This is a genomic window from Saccharothrix carnea (assembly GCF_003014735.1).
Classification (GTDB): domain Bacteria; phylum Actinomycetota; class Actinomycetes; order Mycobacteriales; family Pseudonocardiaceae; genus Actinosynnema; species Actinosynnema carneum.
The window spans coordinates 21,942-39,249 of sequence record NZ_PYAX01000005.1; the positions used below are offsets into that span (position 1 = coordinate 21,942).

Consider the following 17,308-nt stretch of genomic DNA (forward strand, 5'->3'; position numbering starts at 1 on the left):
GCTCCACATTTCAGGGCATCTCTGTCATCCGGGCACGCGCCCGGTTCGGCCGGCAACTCAGGGGCGTCGCAGGGCGTCTTCGGCACCGTACCCGTTCGTCAGGACGGGGGTCGCCGAGCCCGAGACGCCCCGGATGCCTTCGAGCAGGTGCTTGCCGATCAACGCGTCGTCGGGCAGCGGGATCGGGTAGTCGCCGTCGAAGCACGCGCAGCACAGCCGCGTCTTCGGCTGCTCGCTGGCCGCGATCAGCTCCTCCAACGACACGTAGCCCAGCGAGTCCGCGCCCACCGACCGGCGGATGCCGTCGGTGTCCAGGCCGTTGGCGATCAGCTCCGCCCGGGACGCGAAGTCGATGCCGTAGAAGCACGGCCACTTGACCGGCGGCGACGCGATCCGCACGTGCACCTCGACCGCGCCCGCCTCGCGCAGCATCCGGACCAGGGCGCGCTGCGTGTTGCCGCGCACGATCGAGTCGTCCACCACGACCAGGCGCTTGCCCCGGATCACGTCGCGCAGCGGGTTCAGCTTCAGCCGGATGCCCAACTGGCGGATCGTCTGCGACGGCTGGATGAACGTGCGGCCCACGTAGGCGTTCTTGACCAGGCCCGAGCCGTACGGGATGCCGCTGGCCTGCGCGTACCCGATGGCGGCGGGCGTGCCGGACTCGGGCACCGGGATGACCAGGTCGGCCTCCACCGGGTGCTCCACGGCCAGCCGGCGGCCGATCTCGACGCGGGTGGCGTGCACCGAGCGGCCGGCGATCGTGGTGTCCGGACGGGCCAGGTAGACGTACTCGAAGATGCAGCCCTTGGGCTCCGGGTTGGCGAACCGGCTCGACCGCAGGCCGTTCTCGTCGATCGCGATCAGCTCACCCGGCTCGACCTCGCGGACGAACGACGCGCCGACGATGTCCAGCGCCGCCGTCTCGCTCGCCACGACCCAGCCGCGCTCCAACCGGCCCAGCACCAGCGGCCGCACGCCCTGCGGGTCGCGTGCCGCGTACAGGGTGGACTCGTCGGAGAACGTGAGGCAGAACGCGCCGCGCAGGGTCGGCAGCAGCTGCATGGCCGCCTGCTCGATGCCGATGTCGGCGGCCTGGGCGGCGAGCAGGCCGCACACCAGGTCGGAGTCGGTGGTGGCGCCGTGGCTGGTGTCCACGCCCACCTCGCGGGCCTTGGCCAGCAGCTCGGCGGTGTTGACCAGGTTGCCGTTGTGGCCGAGCGACAGGCCCGAGCCGGTGGCCGTGGTGCGGAACGTCGGCTGCGCGTTCTCCCACGTGGTGGAACCCGTGGTGGAGTAGCGGCAGTGGCCGACCGCGACGTGGCCGCGCAGCGACTGCAGCACCTGCTCGTCGAACACCTGGCTGACCAGGCCGAGGTCCTTGAAGACCACCACCTGGCTGCCGTCGCCGACCGAGATGCCGGCGGCTTCCTGGCCGCGGTGCTGCAGGGCGTACAGGCCGTAGTAGGTGAGCTTGGCGACTTCTTCGCCGGGCGCCCACACGCCGAACACGCCGCATTCCTCGCGGGGTTCGCGTTCTTCCTGGGTCTCGGGGTCAGTGCGGCCGGTTGCTGAATGGTCGGTGACCACCGGGTTGCTCCCTAGCGACGAGGGTCGGGCTGCACCACCGAGTGTAAGGCTGATGGGGGCGGTAGGACCCCCATCAGACCCCCTCCTACGTGACCAAACGCACCCTCGCCCGGCGGTCAGTCCAGCTTGAGCGCGTACCAGACCTGCTCGTCACCGGTGTGCTTGAGCGGCAGGCGGCCCCACAGCCCGTAGTGCACGAGCTGGGCCTCACCGGTGACCTGGAGGTCCGTCTCCTCACCCGGCCAGGCCGCCCGCACCTCCGGCACGACGCCCGGTGCGAACGTCACCACCCACGCCTCGGGCACGTCCGTGAGCTGCACCAACGCCGTGCCCTTGGTGGTCGGCGGCACGTCGGTGGCGTACTTGGCGGCGAGCAGGGTGGTCAGCGCCTCGTCGATGCCGTCGACGGCGAAGTCCGCGTCGCCCACCACCAGCTCGCGCAGTGCCGCCTGGGCGTCCCAGCGGCGCAGGTCCAGCTCGTGCGCGATGCGCCGGTGCCAGACCCACGCCAGGTCGGGCGCCGAGGGCGAGAACGTCCAGGCCGCCCGGTTGCCCGGGGTGGACGGCAGCAGCTCGGCGGCCTTGGCGAGCTGCGCGTCCAGGTACTCCAGCGGCACCACGTCGGCCGGTGGGCTGGGCAGGCGGAGCTGGACCCGGCTGCCGGTGCGGAGGTACTCCAGCGACGTCTCCAGGAACCTGCCGACGTGCAGCGTCAGGTCGGTGAACGTCCAGCCGGGGCAGCTGGGCACCTTGGCGGCGGGGTCGGCCTTCCCGACCGCCGCCCGGAACATCCCCGCCTGCGCGGTGAAGACCTCGGTCCACCGCTGGGTGGTCCAACCTCCAGGCACGTCCAGCCTCCCGCTTGAAGTCGATCGGTGCGCGGCCATCGTGCCGCACCGGCGCTCGTCCCGGTGGCCGAAGGCCGACCTTCCTCCCAACCGACGCAGGCGCGCGGCCGGCGGTGCCCTCGGATGGCCGGCGAGTGCGGGCTGTCCGGTCACCACGGCCTGTCGCGCCCCTCGTCCCGGGCCGCCGCGTCGAGCCGTTCGGCGGCCTCGTCCCACCAGCGGGTCAGGTCGCCGGGCTCGAACTCCCAGAGCTGGGCGGTGTCCTCGTCGTCGGCGGTGACGGCGGCGTGCCGGGCGCCGCCACTCGGCGCGTCGGTCGTGGAGTGCGCGAACACGGCCTCGCCCACGCCGGGCCGGTCGTCGACGTAGCGGGCGAGCGCGGGCTCGCGCAACGCGTGCCTGCCTCCGCCCGAGCAGGCGGCGGCGAGCGGGGTGGCGGGGAGTTCCTCGAGGTGGCCGGTGAAGCTGTCGGCCGGCTCGGCCCACGGCTCGACCCACTCCTCGGCCCAGGGCTCGTGTGACGCCACGGGCCACGCGTCGGTCCACACCTCGGGTTCCGCCGCGATCCCGTGCGCCACGGCGTTCGGCAAGGCGTACGCGATTTCCCGGGTCGGCCGGTCGGCCCGCTCGCGGTCGGCGGGCCGCACCAGAGCCTTGGATTGGGCCATTCGTGGTGGTGGGTGCAGCGCGCTCCACTCACGCGCGCTGCGCGCTTCGCGGCGGGGCAACGCGGTTGGTCGCGGATAGCCCGTGAAGTCGCCGAGCAGGCCGCTCGCGAGGTAGTAGTAGAGACCGGTTTTCCAACGGTGCCAACGGATCTGCCGCGCGGTGATCGCCCGGTGGCGCGGGCCGGACAGCGGCCGTGCGAGCAGGCGCATGAGGAAGCCGCGCAGCAGATCCGTCATCACGCGGAAGTCGTGGTAGCTCAGGATTCTGGGCGCCGGCAGGAAAAATGTCATGTGTCAATGGTCGAACTGGCGTTCGACGCCGGCAAGATCACCTTCGAGTGATCACCAACGGGCGGCTTTTTCGACCTTCTGGACCCGTGGGGCGAGGGAACCGGGAAGGATGAACGCGCGTCGCATTGCCAGCGGCTAGCGGCACGAAGGGCGGGCAATCGTGTTCGGTGTGCAACCAGAGACGTTGCGCGCGGCGTCCAAGCAGTTCCACGAGGGCGCCGACGCGACCGGCGACGGCGCTGAGATGATCTCCATGCTCCGGCTGGACGCGGACGCACTGGGGCAGGTGCCCGCGGCGGCGGAGTTCGTCGACGCGCTGGCCAGGTGGTCCGGCGAGCAGTCCGACGACCTGCGCCGGGGCAGCGCCTGGTACCGCGACGCCGGTGACGGCCTCAACGAGAACGCCGACTCCTACCAGCACGCGGACGACGACTCGCACTCCTCGTTCCGCAGCATCGAAGGGGGCATGGCGTGAGCTACACCGACCCCGAGGTCCTGTACGGGCAGCTGGCCGCCGGTGACGCGGGCCGCGTCGCCGCCGCCACCGACCCGATCACCGGTGCGATGAGCGCCGTCAGCCGCGCGGGCCAGGCCGTCTCCGCGGGCGGCAGCACGGCGACCTCGACCTGGAAGGGCGACGCCGCGACCGGTTTCGGCGCCCGCGCCGAGCTGTCCACCAAGTCCGCGACCGTGGCCGGTGAGCGGCTGGGCGCCGGCGCCGACATCGTCCAGGCCGCCTCCCGCGCCTACACGCAGATGCGCGGCAGCGCCGACCAGCTGATCGACTTCTGGCGCGGTCGCTCGCCCGCCCTGGACGAGACCCAGACCCGCGAGCTGGCCAACCGCGTCAACGAGCAGCTCAACAACGTCAAGTCCGGCTACGAACGCGTCCTGCGCTCGTACGCCGCCGCCCTCGCCAAGGTCCGCCCCGGCTTCGAGGAGACGGCGGCCAAGGACCCGGGCTGGAACACCGCCGTCACGGCCATGCGCACCACCGCCACCGTGCCCGGTCCGGGCACCGACCCCAAGCAGGTCGCCGCCTGGTGGAAGTCGCTGACCAAGGAGCAGCAGGACGAGCTGCTGCGCACCAAGTTCCAGGAACTGGGCCAACTGCGCGGCCTCCCGTCCGGCGTCCTGGACCAGGCCAACCGGATGCGCATCGAGGATGACGCTCAGCGCTTCGGCGCCCAGCGCGATCAGTTGGACGCGCAGATGGCCGCACGGGCGCAGGAGTTGGGTCTCGACCCGAACAACTCCGAAGACATGACCAAGCTCATGAACGACGAGCAGTACGCGTCGCTCAGCGAGCAGCGCCAGGAAGCCGCCACCAAGGCCGAGAACGCCGAGAAGGTCCAGAAGAGCATCGAGCAGGCGGAAAAGCTCGCCAGGGACAACGGTTGGCTCAACGCCCAGGGTGAGCCGGACGTCCGGATCCTGGCCTGGGACCCCTACGGCCCGCGGGGCGACGGCGGGACCGCGATCGCCTACGGGAACCCCGACACCGCCAAGAACCTCGCGATCAGCGTGCCGGGCACCGGTTCCACGCTGGACGGCTTCTCCGTGAGCCAGGCGGGCAACCTGCGCGAGGCCATGGGCGCGGAAGGCAACGCCACCATCCAGTGGCTCGGCTACGACGCTCCGGGCTGGGCGATCGGCGAGGTCGACAACCCCGCGCAAGCCCGCGAGGGCGGCGCGAACCTCGTCGCCGACGTCAACGGCTACCGCGCCGCCGCCGAGGCCGCCGGCCACAACCCGCACGTGACCGTGATCGGCCACTCCTACGGCTCCACCACGGTCGGCTACGCGGGCATGAACGGCCTGGCCGCGGACGACATCGCGTTCGTCGGCTCGCCCGGTGTGGGCGCGTCGAACGTCAACCAGCTCTCGGCCGGTCCCGGACACGTCTACGTCGGCGCGACCGAGCACGACCCGGTCGTGCAGGGCACGAGTTCGAACTGGTTCACCGAGGACGGCTCCTCCATCGGCCCGTACGACGACCGGTTCGGCGCGAAGACCTTCGGCACCACAGACGGCTCGTCCGCGCTCGACGCGCACTCGCAGTACTACGCCCGCGGCTCGGAGTCGGTCCAGAACCTGGCCCGGATCGCGACCGGCGACGGCGGTTCGGTGACCTCGCAGGACTGGGACGAGAACCCGCTCGGCCCGTCGTTGCCCGGCTCGCACATCCCGGGCGTCGGCCCGGTGGTGGACTTCGTCGGCGGCACGGCAGTCGGTGCGGCGGACCTGGCCGTCGACGCGGGGACCGGGCTGTGGAACGCCGGCCGTGACGCGGTGAACGGCAACTGGTCCGACGCGGGCACCGGCTTGCTCAACACGGGCAAGGAGGTCGTCAACGACGCCGTGGACGTCGTGGCCGGCGGTGTCGGTGACGTGGTCGAACTGGGCCGCGACGCGGTCGAGGGTGTCGGCAAGGCTTGGGACAGGACCGTCGGGTCCTGGTTCTAGTCAGCGCAGGCGGCAAGGCCCGACGACGGTCTGGACGCCTTCCTGGTCGAAGCCGCTCTGGTCGGACTGCCGCACCGAGCACACCACGAGGTCGCCGACCTTGATCCCCTCCGGGAACTGGTCGAGGTCGGCGGAGTTCTTGCTGAGCTGCTCGATCCCGCCAGGCTGCTCCTGGTCGATCTCCAGGTTCACGTACGACGGCTTGGTCTCACCCATCGACTCGTACGCCGGATTGATCTTCAGGACTTTGAAGTCCACCTCGCCCGACCACTCGCTGCTGCAACCGACGAGGAGGGTTCCGACCGCGAGGGTGGCGAGACACGCCTTGAGCGCCTTCACGCGATCGAGCTTAGCTAGAAGCGGAGCACCGGGAGGAGGGTTGAGAGATCGGCCCGGCTGCCGGAGGCGGTGACCTTGGCGGCTTCGAGCGCGTCCGCCCACCCGAGCCTCCCCACGGCCAGTTCCAGCCACGTGCGCGGGTCGGTCTCGATCACGTTCGGCGGAGTGCCGCGGGTGTGCCGGGGGCCCGCCACGCACTGCACGGCGGCGAACGGTGGGACGCGCACCTCGACGCTGCGGCCCGGTGCGACCTGTTCCAGGGTCCGCAGGCTCAGCCGCACGGCCGCCGCCAGCACGGGGCGTGCCGGCTGCTCCGCCTCCCCGGCGAGCCAGGGCAGCACGGCCTCGACCGCGGCACGAACCTCGTGGGGGTCAACGGGCTTGGACGGCATCGGACCAGGTTATCGCCGCCGGCGACGGCGACGGTCCGGTGATCGGCGCACCGGCGTCAGATCCTGGCGGCGCGCACCGCTTCGGCGAGCAGTTCCTCGACCTGGTGGGCGAGCCGGCGCGAGTCGGTCGGGCTGAACGTGCTCCACGGCACCGACCCGCTCGACGCCCGCCGCTGCTGCAGGTAGCGGCCGTCCTCGGTGTCGAAGAACGCGACCACCCGGTCCGGTCGGCACCGCTTGCCGTACTTGTCGCGGGCCGCCGCGCCGAAGTTGCCGGTGTGCACGAGCCCGGTGAACATCTTCACGAGCGCGGTGGCGTCCTCCTGGCGCACGCCGTGCGAGCGCAGCGAGTTCTCCAGGCTCTTGGGCGAACCATCGGACTTCTTGACCGCGGCCTCCAGGTCGGCGCTGGGCATGGTGACCGAGTGACCGGTGCCCGCCGGGTGGGCGGGCAGCGCGGCCAGCACCGCCGAAGGCAGGCCGCTGCCCGCCGCGCGCCGGAACGTGAGCCGGTTGTCGGTCAGCGTGGCGACCGCGCCCTCGTCGCCGTTGGCCACGGCCAGCACCCGCACGCTCTTGCCGATCCACACCCGGCCGTCGACCTCGCGCTCGGGCCTGTTGAACAGCCGCAGCAGGTAGTCCAGCTCCGGGTGCAGCCCGGTCGGACCGCCGAGACCGCGTGCGCCGATGCCGTGCCAGACGCGTCGTTCCAGGTCGGCGCGCTCGGCGTGGGTCTTGCCCGGCGACGGCACCTTGATCACCAACGGCATCTGGCCGAGGTCGAGGCGCTCCCAGAGCACGTCGAACTCCTCGGCGGAAAGCTCGATCGGCTCCCGCTCCGCGGGCCCCCCGAAATACGTCACCGACATCCCCGTCCCCTGAACACCGGACACGGGCCCGCGCCGTGTCGACGCGAGCCCGTGCACCGGTGGATCCCTTACTGCGGCATTTCCCCGATCACGGGCGGCGCGACGAGCCGGTCGTCGCCGAACACGTCGTTCGTCTCGACCAGGTAGTCGGCTGCCTTGTGCTCGATGTCGTCTTCGCCGTTGCCGCCCTGCGCGCCGGCCATCCCACCGGCCATGCCCGGACCGCCCGCACCGGGACGACCCGCGGCGCCGGGGCCACCCGCGCCGGGACCGAAGCCGCCGGCACCGGGCACGCCACCACGACCGGGCACGCCGGCCGGGTTGCTACCGCCGGGCACACCCGCGCCGGGCACGCCGGCACCGGGCCCACCGCCCATGCCGGGCACACCCGGCACACCGGGACGCATGCCGTTGGGGCCGTGCGGGCCGTTGGGTCCGCCGGGCACACCCGGCATGCCGGGCAGCCGGTTGTTCGGCAGACCCGGGCGCGGCGGCCCACCGGGGCCGGTCGGACCGGTCGGCACCCGCGGCGGAACCTGGTTGGTCGGCGGCTTCGGCGGCGTCCACGTGGGAGGCGGCACCGGGCCGACGGGCGGCTTGACCGGGGTGTTCACCGGCGGCGTGTACGGAGGCGTCGGCGGCGGCGTGCTGGTCGGCGGCGGGGCCCAGGACGGGTTCGTGGTGCCACCGGTGCCGCCGGGAGGCGGGAGGACGCCGGGGACCGGCGTGCCGGTCGGCGGCGGCGCCCACGACGTCTTCGTGGTGCCGCTGTCGCTCGGCGCCGTCCACGTCGGGGTCGAGTTGTAGTTCGCGCTCGAGTTGTTGAACTCGCCGGCACCCGCCGGGGGCGGGGTGTCGATCACGACCTTCGGCGGCGGGACGAACTTGCCCAGCGTGTCGGCGTTCCACTCGCTGCTGGACTGGTAGTTGTTCATCACCTCGACGGCCTTGGCCTCGGCGTTGTCCTGCGCCGCTTCCTGCCGCTCGTGGTCCTGCTGCTGCTGGATGACGTGCATCATCCCGATAGGACCGGTCAGCCCGCCGACGATCTTGTCGCCCAGGGACGGCGCCTCGGTGGTCACCGGCACCGGCTCGGGCATCTCCTTGCGGGCGTCCGCGATGTAGTCCGCCTGCAACTGGGCCGAGGTCAACATCGTGCTCGAACCCTGCTGGGCGTCCTCCGCCCAGGCCGCGAGGGGCGACAACGAGGCCGTGGTCGTGTCCGCGGTCTCGCCCTCCCAGCTCGCGCCGAGCTTGGCGAGCCCGTCCTTGATCGAGGTGTCGATCTCGCCCAGGGCCTCGGACAACGACTTCCAGGAGTCCTCGAGCGGCCGGGACGCGGCAACGCCCGGACCCTCGTTGATCATCCGGTAGAGATCGGGGTGGGCATACCCGCGCCAGCGGTGGTCACCCATCGTGCTCGCCCCCCTCGGGTGCGTAGGTCAGCAGGTCAGCCGTTGTTGATGCGTCCCCAGGACGCGGTGTTGTCGCCTTCGACGCGCCGGTAGTCGGCCTCGATCGCGGTGAGCTGGTCGACCACGCCCTTGAGCTGATCGCGGTACGCCTTGAGCGCCACCACGCCGGCGGTGTCACCGGACTGGAAGGTGTCCTGGTTGAACCGCTCGGCGGTCTCGTTGCTCACCGGGTCGCCCGCCCAGGGCCTCGCCTCGAGCTGCGTCATCGCGTCGGTGAGCTTCGTCTCGAGCTGGTCCAACGCCCTGGCGAACACCTCGCGCGCGGCCGGGATCGCCGAGGGCTCGATGCTGAGCTTCCGCTGCGCACCGGCGTAGTCGGGCAGCGTCGTCGGCGTCGTTCCCCCGCCACCACCATCCGCGATGAACACGGCACACCCCTCCTCAGTGCTGCACATACCCCAGCGTGTGCATGTGTGACGACTTTAGCTCTGATGCATGACGCGGGTGAGCGGTTCCCTCTGCAAAGGGGAAGTTTCTACTTGTTCAGGTTGGTCACGACGGCCGCCGCCACCGGCTGGACGACCTGGCACAGCGTCGGCAGGTCGGTCTCGCCCACGCTGCTCGCCCGCACCTCGACCACCTGGCCGTCGGAGACGTCCACCGGGACGGAGCAGGAGACGCCGAGCTCGGTGGTCGACTCGATCAGCAGCGCGGGGAAGCCGCCGACCTCGAGCTTCGTCACCTTGCCCGTCGACTTGGCGTAGTCGTCGACGCCCGCGGTGGAATCGGTGACGAGGCCGACGAAGTACTTCCGGTCCTCGCGGCTGATCGTGCAGCTCTCCTTGTCCGGCACGCCACCCTGCTGCGGCGGCCGGTTCAGACCGAACTCCGAGCGCTGCGGTTCGGTCAGCAGCGTGCACGGGTCGACGGCCTCGATGTTGATCGTCTTCGGGCGCTTGGTCGGCTCTTTCGAGGTCGCGGACGGCTTTCCCGACTCGGACGTCCGGCCGGCGGCGGTGGTCGTGGGCGTCGAACCACCGGGGTTGGCGTTCCCGTCCGTGGGTTGCGAGCAGCCCGCGAGCAGGGCCAGGGCGGCGATGAGCGGCACGACACGGCGCATGAGCACCAACGTATCGGATCGACGTCACCGGCAAGACGACTTGCGGGCAACGCGCGCGACGGCGCGCGCCGGCAAACGCGGGTCCGTAGGGTCGGCGGGGTGGGAGACACGGGACCTGGACGGATCGAGGACTACGCGCTGCTGTCCGACCTGAGGACGGCGGCCCTGGTGGGACGGGACGGGTCGATCGACTGGCTGTGCATGCCGCGGTTCGACTCGCCGTCGTGCTTCTCCCGGCTGCTCGGCACCGAGGACGACGGGCACTGGCGGATCGCGCCGACCGGCGAGGCGCTGTCGGTGCGCCGGTCCTACCGGGACGGCAGCCTGGTGCTGGAGACCGAGTTCGAGACCGTGGACGGCGTGGTGCGGCTGATCGACACCATGCCGCCCGAGCAGGACGACTGGGACGCCGACACGCGGGTGGTGCGCGTGCTGGAAGGCGTGTCCGGGCAGGTCGAGATGTCGTTGCGGTGGGTGCTGCGGTTCGCCTACGCCGACTCGGTGCCGTGGGTGCGGCGCGGTGAGCGGGACGGGCAGGAGTGCATCGTGGCGCTCGCCGGGCCGTCCGCCGTCGCGCTGTACGGCGACCGGCTGCCGTACCGGGTGCCGGGTCAACGCGCGCACGAGGCCGTGTTCACCGTGTCGGCGGGCGAGCGGCTGTCGTGGGTGATGGAGTTCGCGTACTCGCCCGACGAGCCGCCCGCGCCGGTGGACGCGATGGCGGAGGTGGCGCGGTCCGAGGCGTTCTGGCTGGGCTGGTCGTCCCGGATCGACTACGACGGGCCGCACGCGGAGGCCGTGCGTCGGTCGCTGATCACGTTGAAGGGCCTGTCCTACGCGCCGACCGGCGGGATCGTGGCCGCGCCGACCACGTCGCTGCCGGAGACGTTCGGCGGCGAGCGCAACTGGGACTACCGGTACTGCTGGCTGCGCGACGCCACGTTCACGTTGCTGGCGCTGGACAACTTCGGCTGCACGAGCGAGGCCCTGGCGTGGCGCAAGTGGCTGCTGCGCGCCGTCGCGGGCGACCCGGCCGACCTGCAGATCATGTACGGCATCGGCGGCGAGCGGCACCTGGTGGAGTGGGAGGTCGACTGGCTGCCCGGCTACCGGGGCGCGAAGCCGGTGCGGGTCGGCAACGCGGCCTACCGGCAGTTGCAGCTGGACGTGTACGGCGAGGTGATGGACGCGTTGCACCTGGCGCGGGAACGCGGGCTCGGCGAGACACCGGACTCGTGGGCCATGCAGCGCGGCATGATGCGGCACCTGGAGAAGGTGTGGGAGCGGCCGGACAAGGGCTTGTGGGAGGTGCGCGGCCCGGACCGGCACTTCACCCACTCGCGGGTGATGCTGTGGGTGGCGTTCGACCGGGCCGTGCGGGCGGTGGAGGAGTACGGCCTGCCCGGTCCCGTGGACCGGTGGCGCGAGCTGCGCGACACCGTGCACGCCGAGGTGCTGGCCAAGGGCTGGAACGCGTCGCTGGGCGCGTTCACCCAGTACTACGGCGGCACGGAGCTGGACGCGGCCACGTTGCTGATCCCGGCGGTCGGCTTCCTGCCCGGCGACGACCACCGCGTGGTCGGCACGCTGGACGCGATCGCCCGGGTCCTCAAGCGCGGCGACCTGGTCGACCGGTACGAGACCTGGCACGGCGAGTCCGAAGTGGACGGATTGGCCGGTGTCGAGGGAAGCTTCCTGGCGTGCTCGTTCTGGTACGTCGACGCGCTGGCGTTGGCCGGGCGGCGCGAGGAGGCGCTGGCGATGTACGACCGGCTCGTGGACCTGTGCAACGACGTCGGGCTGCTGGCCGAGGAGTACGACGCGGGCACCGGGCGGATGTGCGGCAACTTCCCGCAGGCGTTCAGCCACCTGGCGCTGGTGAACAGCGCGGCGGTGCTGTTCGGCGGCCACACCCGCGACGAGCGCCACCGCAGCGGTGCGGCGTGAGGGCGGCGGAGGTCGTCCCGGGCAAGCCGGCGGCGTCACGCGTGGTCGACCGCGAGGTCGTGCCGGTCGACGGCGAGCTGCTGGTGGAGGGCCTGCTGGCGGGCCTGTGCGGTACCGACGTGGAGATCATCCGCGACGGTTTCGGGGTGCTGCCGCCCGGCCGGGACCACATCGTGCCGTTCCACGAGTCGCTGGGCCGGGTGCTGTCCGCGCCCGAGGACTCCGGGTTCTACGAGGGCGACCTGGTCGCCGGGGTGGTCCGCCGCCCCGACCCGGAACCGTGCCCGGCGTGCGCGGTGGACGCGTGGGACTTCTGCCGCAACGGCAAGTACACCGAGCGCGGCATCAAGGAGCTCGACGGGTACGGGATGCAGCGCTGGACCGTGCCGCCGAAGTTCGCGGTGAAGCTCGACCCGACGCTGGGCGACGCGGGCGTGCTGACCGAACCCGCGTCGGTGGTGGCCAAGGCGTGGGCGACGGCGTCGGCCGTGGCGGCGCGGTCGCACCTGCCGGTGCGGTCGGCGCTGATCACCGGTGCCGGGCCGATCGGCCTGCTGGCGGCGTTGCTCGGCGTGCAGCGCGGCTTGGCGGTGCACGTGGTCGACCGCGTCACCGACGGCCGCAAACCCGACCTGGTCACCACCCTCGGCGCCACCTACTACCCGGACCTGGCCAAGGTCACCGCCGAGGTCGACGTGGCGATCGAGTGCACCGGTGCCGCGCCCCTGATCTGGGAGTGCGCCCGCCGCGCGTCGGTCACCGTGCTGGCGGGCCTGACCGGCGAGCACGACCCCGTGCCGCTGGACCCGGGTGTATTCGACGGCATGGTGCTGCGCAACAAAGCGATCGTCGGCACCGTCAACGCGGGCCTGCCGGACTACCTCGCCGCCGCCGAGGCGCTCTCCGGAGCCAGCCGCCCGTGGCTGCACGGCCTGATCACCCGCCGCGTGCCCCTCGACCGGTTCACCGACGCGCTGGAACGGCGGCCCGACGACGTGAAGGTGGTCGTGGACCTCGCTTAACGGCGCAGCAGTTCGTCGATGTCCGCCGGTTTCATCGGCTTGGCGAAGAACCAGCCCTGGCCCGTGTCGCAGCCGATGCGGTGCAGGCGCTTGGCCTGGGCCGGTGTCTCCACGCCTTCCGCGGTGACGCCCAGTTGCAGCGCGTGCGCCAGCTGCACGAGCGTGGAGACGATCTGGACGTCCACCGCGTCCTCCTCGTCCGCCGCGCGCAGGCCCTCCATGAACGAGCCCGCGATCTTCAGCTCGTGCACCGGCAGGTGCTTGAGGTAGGCCAGGTTCGAGTAGCCGGTGCCGAAGTCGTCGATCGCGATCCGCACGCCCATCTCCGACAACGCCCGCAGCGCCTCCAGCGGCTCGTCGGCGGTGCCCATGATCGCGCTCTCGGTCAGCTCCAGCTGCAGGTGGTGCGGCGGCAGGGCGCACTCGTCCAGGATCCGCTTCACGTCGCGCACCAGCTCGGGGTCGCGGGACTGGCGCACGGCCAGGTTCACCGACACGAACGGGGCGGAGTCGCCGAACTCCTCCAGCCACCGCCGTGCCTGCTCGCACGCCCGCCGCAGCACCCACCGGCCCAGCGGGACGATCAGCCCGGTCTCCTCGGCCAGCTCGATGAACCGGTCCGGCGCCAGCCGCCCGAACTCGGGGTGCTGCCAGCGCACCAGCGCTTCCACGCCGACCACGGTGCTGTCCTCGAGCCGCACCAGCGGCTGGTAGTCCACGTAGAACTCGTCGCGTTCCAATGCCGCCGGCATCGTCGCCGACAGGGTGAACCGGGCGACCTCCTTGGCGTTGCGCTCCGGGTTGTACAGCGCCCACCGCGACTTGCCGTCCGCCTTCGCCCAGTACAGCGTGATGTCCGCGTCACGCATCAGGTCGGCCGCCGTGGTGCCGGACAGCGCGCGCTCCACGATGCCGATCGACGCCGACACGGTCAGCTCGTGCCCGCCGATGCGGATCGGCGACTCCAGCTCGCGCAGCACCCGGTCGGCGACGTCGACGATGTCCTGGGTGTCCTTCGAGCCCTCCACCAGGATGACGAACTCGTCGCCGCCCATCCGGGCGACCAGCTTGCCCTCGCCGGACACCGAGTGGTCCAGCCGCCGCCCCACCTCGACCAGCAGCTGGTCGCCGATGTCGTGGCCGAGGCTGTCGTTGATCACCTTGAACCCGTCCAGGTCCAGGTAGCACAGGCCGGCGCGGTGACGTGCCCTGTTGTTGAACACGCGGCCGAGGCGTTCCAGGAACAGCGCCCGGTTCGGCAACCCGGTCAGCGGGTCGTGCAGCGCCTGGTAGCGCAGCCGGTTCTGCAGCAGGTGGCGGTCGGTGACGTCCTCGATCATCGCCACCTGGTACTGCGGGTCGCCGTGGTCGTCGCGCACCAGCGACAGCGTCAGGTGCGTCCACACCTGCTCGCCGTCGGCCCGGCGGAACCGCTTCTCGGCCCGGTAGTGGTCGCACTCGCCCGCGGTGAGCTGGTCGTACAGCCGCCAGACGCTGCCGCCGTCCTCGGGGTGCATCAGGTCGCGGATGTTGTACTGCCGCATCTCCTCGACGCTGAAGCCCAGCATGTCCTGCAACGACTGGTTCACGTCGAGGATCCGGCCCTCGATGTCGGCGATGCCGATGCCGATCGCGGCCTCGGTGAACATCGCGCGGAACCGCGCCTCTGACGCCCGCAACGCGGCTTCGGCCTGGTCACGGGCGTCCAGCACGGCCGCGCGGATCGCCTCCTGCTCGGCCAGCGTGCGCTCGCGCAGCGCACGGGCGTACCCGGCGGCCAACGCGCCCTGCAACGCCGCGAGCCGCGACCGCATCAGCTCGTCCGGCTGGATGCCCAGCTCGCCCAGCAGGTCGTCACCGAGCAGCTGGACGGTGCGGCCGAGCGTGTCCGTGCCGGTGAAGTGCGCCTCGACCAGGCGGGCGCCGATCTCGTAGCCGGGCGCGGTGCGGAACGGGCTGGCGTGCAGCGCGTGCACCAGGACCTCGGTCAACGCCTGGAGGTGCTCGGCGACCTCGGCCCGCGTCATGGGCACGTAGCTGCTGCCGATGACGGCGGTCGCCCAGGTGCGGGCGAAGGACTCCGCCCCGGCCAGTACGGCGGGGTCGAGGTTCGATCGGCCCGGTGCTGCCACCCGATGGTCAACCTGTTCCGTCATGTCAGTCGGCCTACCGCCACAACCGAGAGGATACGGCCGGTCGCGGCACGCGGTCGACTGCCGTTCCCGGCACGCGACCGTCGTCCGGGCCGTTCATCAGGCCTTCCGCCCCACGCCACCGAAGCTGATGAAGTGCGCCGCGCCCTCGTCCACGTCGTCCGGTGACTCCGGCCGCCACAGCGGCAGCCGCGCCACGCCCGGCTCGACCAGCTCGAAGCCGTCGAACATGGCCTCCACCTCGCGCTTGGGCCGGAAGCACATCTCGCTGACGCCGCGGTTGTAGACGCCGCGGGCGTCGTCCCACGCCGGGTCCCACTCGCCTTCCTCGAACCCGGCGTGCGAAATCGCCAGGTAGCTGCCGTCCGGAAGGGCCTCGCGGTAGTCGGCGACGATCCCGCGCGGGTCCTCGGCGTCCGGCACGAAGTGCAGCAGCGCGATCATCAGCACGCCGATCGGCTCGTCGAAGTCCAGCAGGTCCTGCACCTCGGGCGAGGCCAGCACCTGCTTGGCGTCCCGCACGTCGGTTTGCAGCACGTTCACCAGCTCGTTCCCGGTGAGGATGGCCCGGCTGTGGGCGACCGCGACGGCGTCCACGTCGACGTACACGACCCGGGCGGACGGGTCGGCGGCCTGCGCGATCTCGTGCACGTTGCCGACCGTGGGGATGCCGGAGCCCAGGTCGAGGAACTGGCGGATGCCCCGCGAGAGCATGAACCGCACCGCCCGCCGCAGGAACGCGCGGTGGTTGAGCACGATGGCCTTGATGATCGGCACGTCGGCCAGCACCTTGTCGGCGACGGCCCGGTCGACGGCGAAGTTGTGCGCGCCGCCCAGCCAGTAGTCGTAGACCCGCGCGATGCTCGGGCGGGCCAGGTCGATGTCGCCCGGCGCCCAGTTGGGCCGCTCCACGCTGTCCACCGGATTCTCCTCTGAACGGGCTCGTGTTCCCACCGTTGCGGTGACACCCACATCATGGGCCAATCCGGTGAGTTAGCACACCGTCGAAGTGCGCGAGTTCTTCAATCACCCACCCCTGAACTGATCACCGGGAAGAATGACGGCCTTGTGAGGTACCTGTGGATCGCGGGCGCGGTCGTCTCAGCGGTGGCGGCCGTGCTGCTGGCCGTCCAGCACCGGCGGGGACGCAGCCTGCTGGCGCCGACGCTGACCGGGTCCATCGGGGCGTTCCTGCTGGTCGCGGGCTGGTTGTTCGTGGTCGACCCCGGTGCGCCGAAGAACGAGGCGATCAAGACCGGCGGCCTGGCGGGCGGCGCGCTGGTGGCCCTCTACGCGCTGTGGCTCAACGACCGGCGGCGCCGCACCGACGAGGAACGGCAGCTGGTCGAGGTCGCCAGGCAGCAGCTGGAGGACGCGCGGGCCGAACACGACCGGTCGCGGGTCGCCGACGAGCGGTTCGCCCGATCGGTTGAACTGCTCGGTCACGACGCGGAGCAGGTGCGGGTGGGCGCGATGCACGCCCTGGCCGGGCTGGCCCGGTCACGCGCCGAGTACACCCAGACCGTGCTCGACGTGCTGTGCGCCTACCTCCGCCGGCCGTTCGTCGAGACGCGCGAGGACGACGATGTGGTGGCCCGGGACGAGCGGGAGCTGGAGGTCCGGCTCACCGCCCAGCGCCTGATCGCCGACCTGCTCCCCCGCGCCGACACCGCCGACGCGCCGCGCTACAACCTGGATCTGACCAGGGCGTTCCTGGAGTACTTCGACCTGTCCCACCGCCAGGTCGGCAACCTGACCCTGCGCGCGGTGCAGCTCCGGGAGTCGAACGCGTTCCACCACACCGTGGTGCACGGCGGCGCCTGGTTCACCGACGCCGTCAGCGACGGGCGGCTGTACGCGCACCACGCGGTCTTCCACGGCAAGGCGTGGTTCAGCCGGTTCAGGTGCCACGACACCGCCGACTTCACCGCCACGAGGTTCCTCGGCCCGAACAAGTTCGCCGGGGTCAGGTTCACCGCGCCGGTGACGTTCGCGGACTGCGAGTTCGCGGAGCCGATCGACTTCGCGGACGCCAACTTCCGCCGCGGTGTGCACCTGACGTTGGCGAAACCCCAGCGAGCGTGCACGCACGCCATGTACGTGTCTCTGGAGCACGAGAACACCCTGCCAGACGGCTGGGTGGTGGAGCGCCGCGAGGACAGCGGCCTCGGACTGGTCAGGAGTTGAC

General features: G+C 71.7%; 16 protein-coding genes. 5 read left to right on the plus strand and 11 right to left on the minus strand.

Going from position 1 to position 17,308, the window contains the following annotated elements; all coding sequences use genetic code 11:
- Nucleotides 1-57: 57 nt before the first annotated feature.
- From purF to B0I31_RS14890, 3 genes are all read right to left on the minus strand, one after another.
- On the minus strand, nucleotides 58-1,590 hold the full coding sequence (gene purF / locus B0I31_RS14880; protein WP_106615999.1) for an amidophosphoribosyltransferase: 1,533 nt from the start codon (nucleotides 1,588-1,590) through the stop codon (nucleotides 58-60).
- A gap of 116 nt (nucleotides 1,591-1,706) precedes the next feature.
- Nucleotides 1,707-2,438 (minus strand): maleylpyruvate isomerase N-terminal domain-containing protein, encoded by a 732-nt coding sequence (locus tag B0I31_RS14885; RefSeq protein WP_106616000.1) that lies wholly within the window; start codon nucleotides 2,436-2,438, stop codon nucleotides 1,707-1,709.
- Between the two features lie 149 nt (nucleotides 2,439-2,587).
- Entirely contained in the window at nucleotides 2,588-3,397 is an 810-nt protein-coding gene (locus B0I31_RS14890; protein WP_146173849.1) for a hypothetical protein, read from the minus strand.
- Nucleotides 3,398-3,566: 169 nt separating this feature from the next.
- Here B0I31_RS14890 and B0I31_RS14895 point away from each other — a divergent pair, with 169 nt between their 5' ends.
- Nucleotides 3,567-3,872 carry a hypothetical protein gene (locus B0I31_RS14895; protein ID WP_245949934.1) on the plus strand — a complete coding sequence of 102 codons (306 nt, stop codon included), beginning with the start codon at nucleotides 3,567-3,569 and terminating at the stop codon, nucleotides 3,870-3,872.
- On the plus strand, nucleotides 3,869-5,863 hold the full coding sequence (locus tag B0I31_RS14900) for an alpha/beta hydrolase (RefSeq protein WP_106616003.1): 1,995 nt from the start codon (nucleotides 3,869-3,871) through the stop codon (nucleotides 5,861-5,863). Before B0I31_RS14895 ends, B0I31_RS14900 begins: the two co-directional genes overlap by 4 nt.
- Here the strand turns inward: B0I31_RS14900 and B0I31_RS14905 are convergent, their stop codons facing one another.
- From B0I31_RS14905 to B0I31_RS14930, 6 genes are all read right to left on the minus strand, one after another.
- Nucleotides 5,864-6,202: a hypothetical protein gene (locus B0I31_RS14905; protein WP_106616004.1), complete on the minus strand. Its 339-nt coding sequence runs from the start codon at nucleotides 6,200-6,202 to the stop codon at nucleotides 5,864-5,866. It abuts the gene before it with no gap.
- 14 nt (nucleotides 6,203-6,216) lie between these two features.
- Complete coding sequence (locus B0I31_RS14910) at nucleotides 6,217-6,594, minus strand: sterol carrier family protein (RefSeq protein ID WP_106616005.1); 378 nt, start codon at nucleotides 6,592-6,594, stop codon at nucleotides 6,217-6,219.
- Between the two features lie 56 nt (nucleotides 6,595-6,650).
- Nucleotides 6,651-7,457 carry an ESX secretion-associated protein EspG gene (locus B0I31_RS14915; protein WP_106616533.1) on the minus strand — a complete coding sequence of 269 codons (807 nt, stop codon included), beginning with the start codon at nucleotides 7,455-7,457 and terminating at the stop codon, nucleotides 6,651-6,653.
- 74 nt (nucleotides 7,458-7,531) lie between these two features.
- Nucleotides 7,532-8,878, minus strand: coding sequence for a PPE domain-containing protein (locus tag B0I31_RS14920; protein ID WP_106616006.1), 1,347 nt, complete (start codon nucleotides 8,876-8,878; stop codon nucleotides 7,532-7,534).
- Between the two features lie 35 nt (nucleotides 8,879-8,913).
- Nucleotides 8,914-9,306, minus strand: coding sequence for a transcriptional regulator (locus B0I31_RS14925; protein ID WP_106616007.1), 393 nt, complete (start codon nucleotides 9,304-9,306; stop codon nucleotides 8,914-8,916).
- A 107-nt stretch (nucleotides 9,307-9,413) separates the two neighbouring features.
- Complete coding sequence (locus B0I31_RS14930) at nucleotides 9,414-9,998, minus strand: DUF3558 domain-containing protein (RefSeq protein ID WP_146173850.1); 585 nt, start codon at nucleotides 9,996-9,998, stop codon at nucleotides 9,414-9,416.
- Nucleotides 9,999-10,097: 99 nt separating this feature from the next.
- On the opposite strand from B0I31_RS14930, the gene B0I31_RS14935 reads away from it, so the two are divergent.
- Nucleotides 10,098-11,945 (plus strand): glycoside hydrolase family 15 protein, encoded by a 1,848-nt coding sequence (locus B0I31_RS14935; protein WP_219910729.1) that lies wholly within the window; start codon nucleotides 10,098-10,100, stop codon nucleotides 11,943-11,945.
- Entirely contained in the window at nucleotides 11,942-12,967 is a 1,026-nt protein-coding gene (locus B0I31_RS14940) for a glucose 1-dehydrogenase (protein WP_106616009.1), read from the plus strand. Before B0I31_RS14935 ends, B0I31_RS14940 begins: the two co-directional genes overlap by 4 nt.
- On the opposite strand, the gene B0I31_RS14945 is transcribed toward B0I31_RS14940, so the two are convergent.
- Both B0I31_RS14945 and B0I31_RS14950 read right to left on the minus strand, forming a co-directional pair.
- Entirely contained in the window at nucleotides 12,964-15,123 is a 2,160-nt protein-coding gene (locus tag B0I31_RS14945; RefSeq protein WP_181320178.1) for a putative bifunctional diguanylate cyclase/phosphodiesterase, read from the minus strand. The genes B0I31_RS14940 and B0I31_RS14945 overlap by 4 nt on opposite strands.
- Before the next feature lie 96 nt (nucleotides 15,124-15,219).
- The gene (locus B0I31_RS14950) at nucleotides 15,220-16,041 is read right to left on the minus strand and encodes an SAM-dependent methyltransferase (protein ID WP_106616010.1); all 822 of its coding nucleotides are present in this window, start codon (nucleotides 16,039-16,041) and stop codon (nucleotides 15,220-15,222) included.
- Nucleotides 16,042-16,188: 147 nt separating this feature from the next.
- Between B0I31_RS14950 and B0I31_RS14955 the strand changes: the two genes are divergently transcribed.
- Nucleotides 16,189-17,307, plus strand: a complete 1,119-nt coding sequence (locus B0I31_RS14955; RefSeq protein ID WP_245949936.1) for a pentapeptide repeat-containing protein — start codon at nucleotides 16,189-16,191, stop codon at nucleotides 17,305-17,307.
- Nucleotide 17,308 lies beyond the last annotated feature (1 nt).

Bases quoted from the DNA above. Each gene is read 5' to 3' on its own strand.
- B0I31_RS14930 (WP_146173850.1), bottom strand. From the start codon at position 9,998: ATGCGCCGTGTCGTGCCGCTCATCGCCGCCCTGGCCCTGCTCGCGGGC.
- B0I31_RS14945 (WP_181320178.1), bottom strand. From the start codon at position 15,123: ATGACGGAACAGGTTGACCATCGGGTGGCAGCACCGGGCCGATCGAAC.
- B0I31_RS14910 (WP_106616005.1), bottom strand. From the start codon at position 6,594: ATGCCGTCCAAGCCCGTTGACCCCCACGAGGTTCGTGCCGCGGTCGAG.
- B0I31_RS14920 (WP_106616006.1), bottom strand. From the start codon at position 8,878: ATGGGTGACCACCGCTGGCGCGGGTATGCCCACCCCGATCTCTACCGG.
- B0I31_RS14890 (WP_146173849.1), bottom strand. From the start codon at position 3,397: ATGACATTTTTCCTGCCGGCGCCCAGAATCCTGAGCTACCACGACTTC.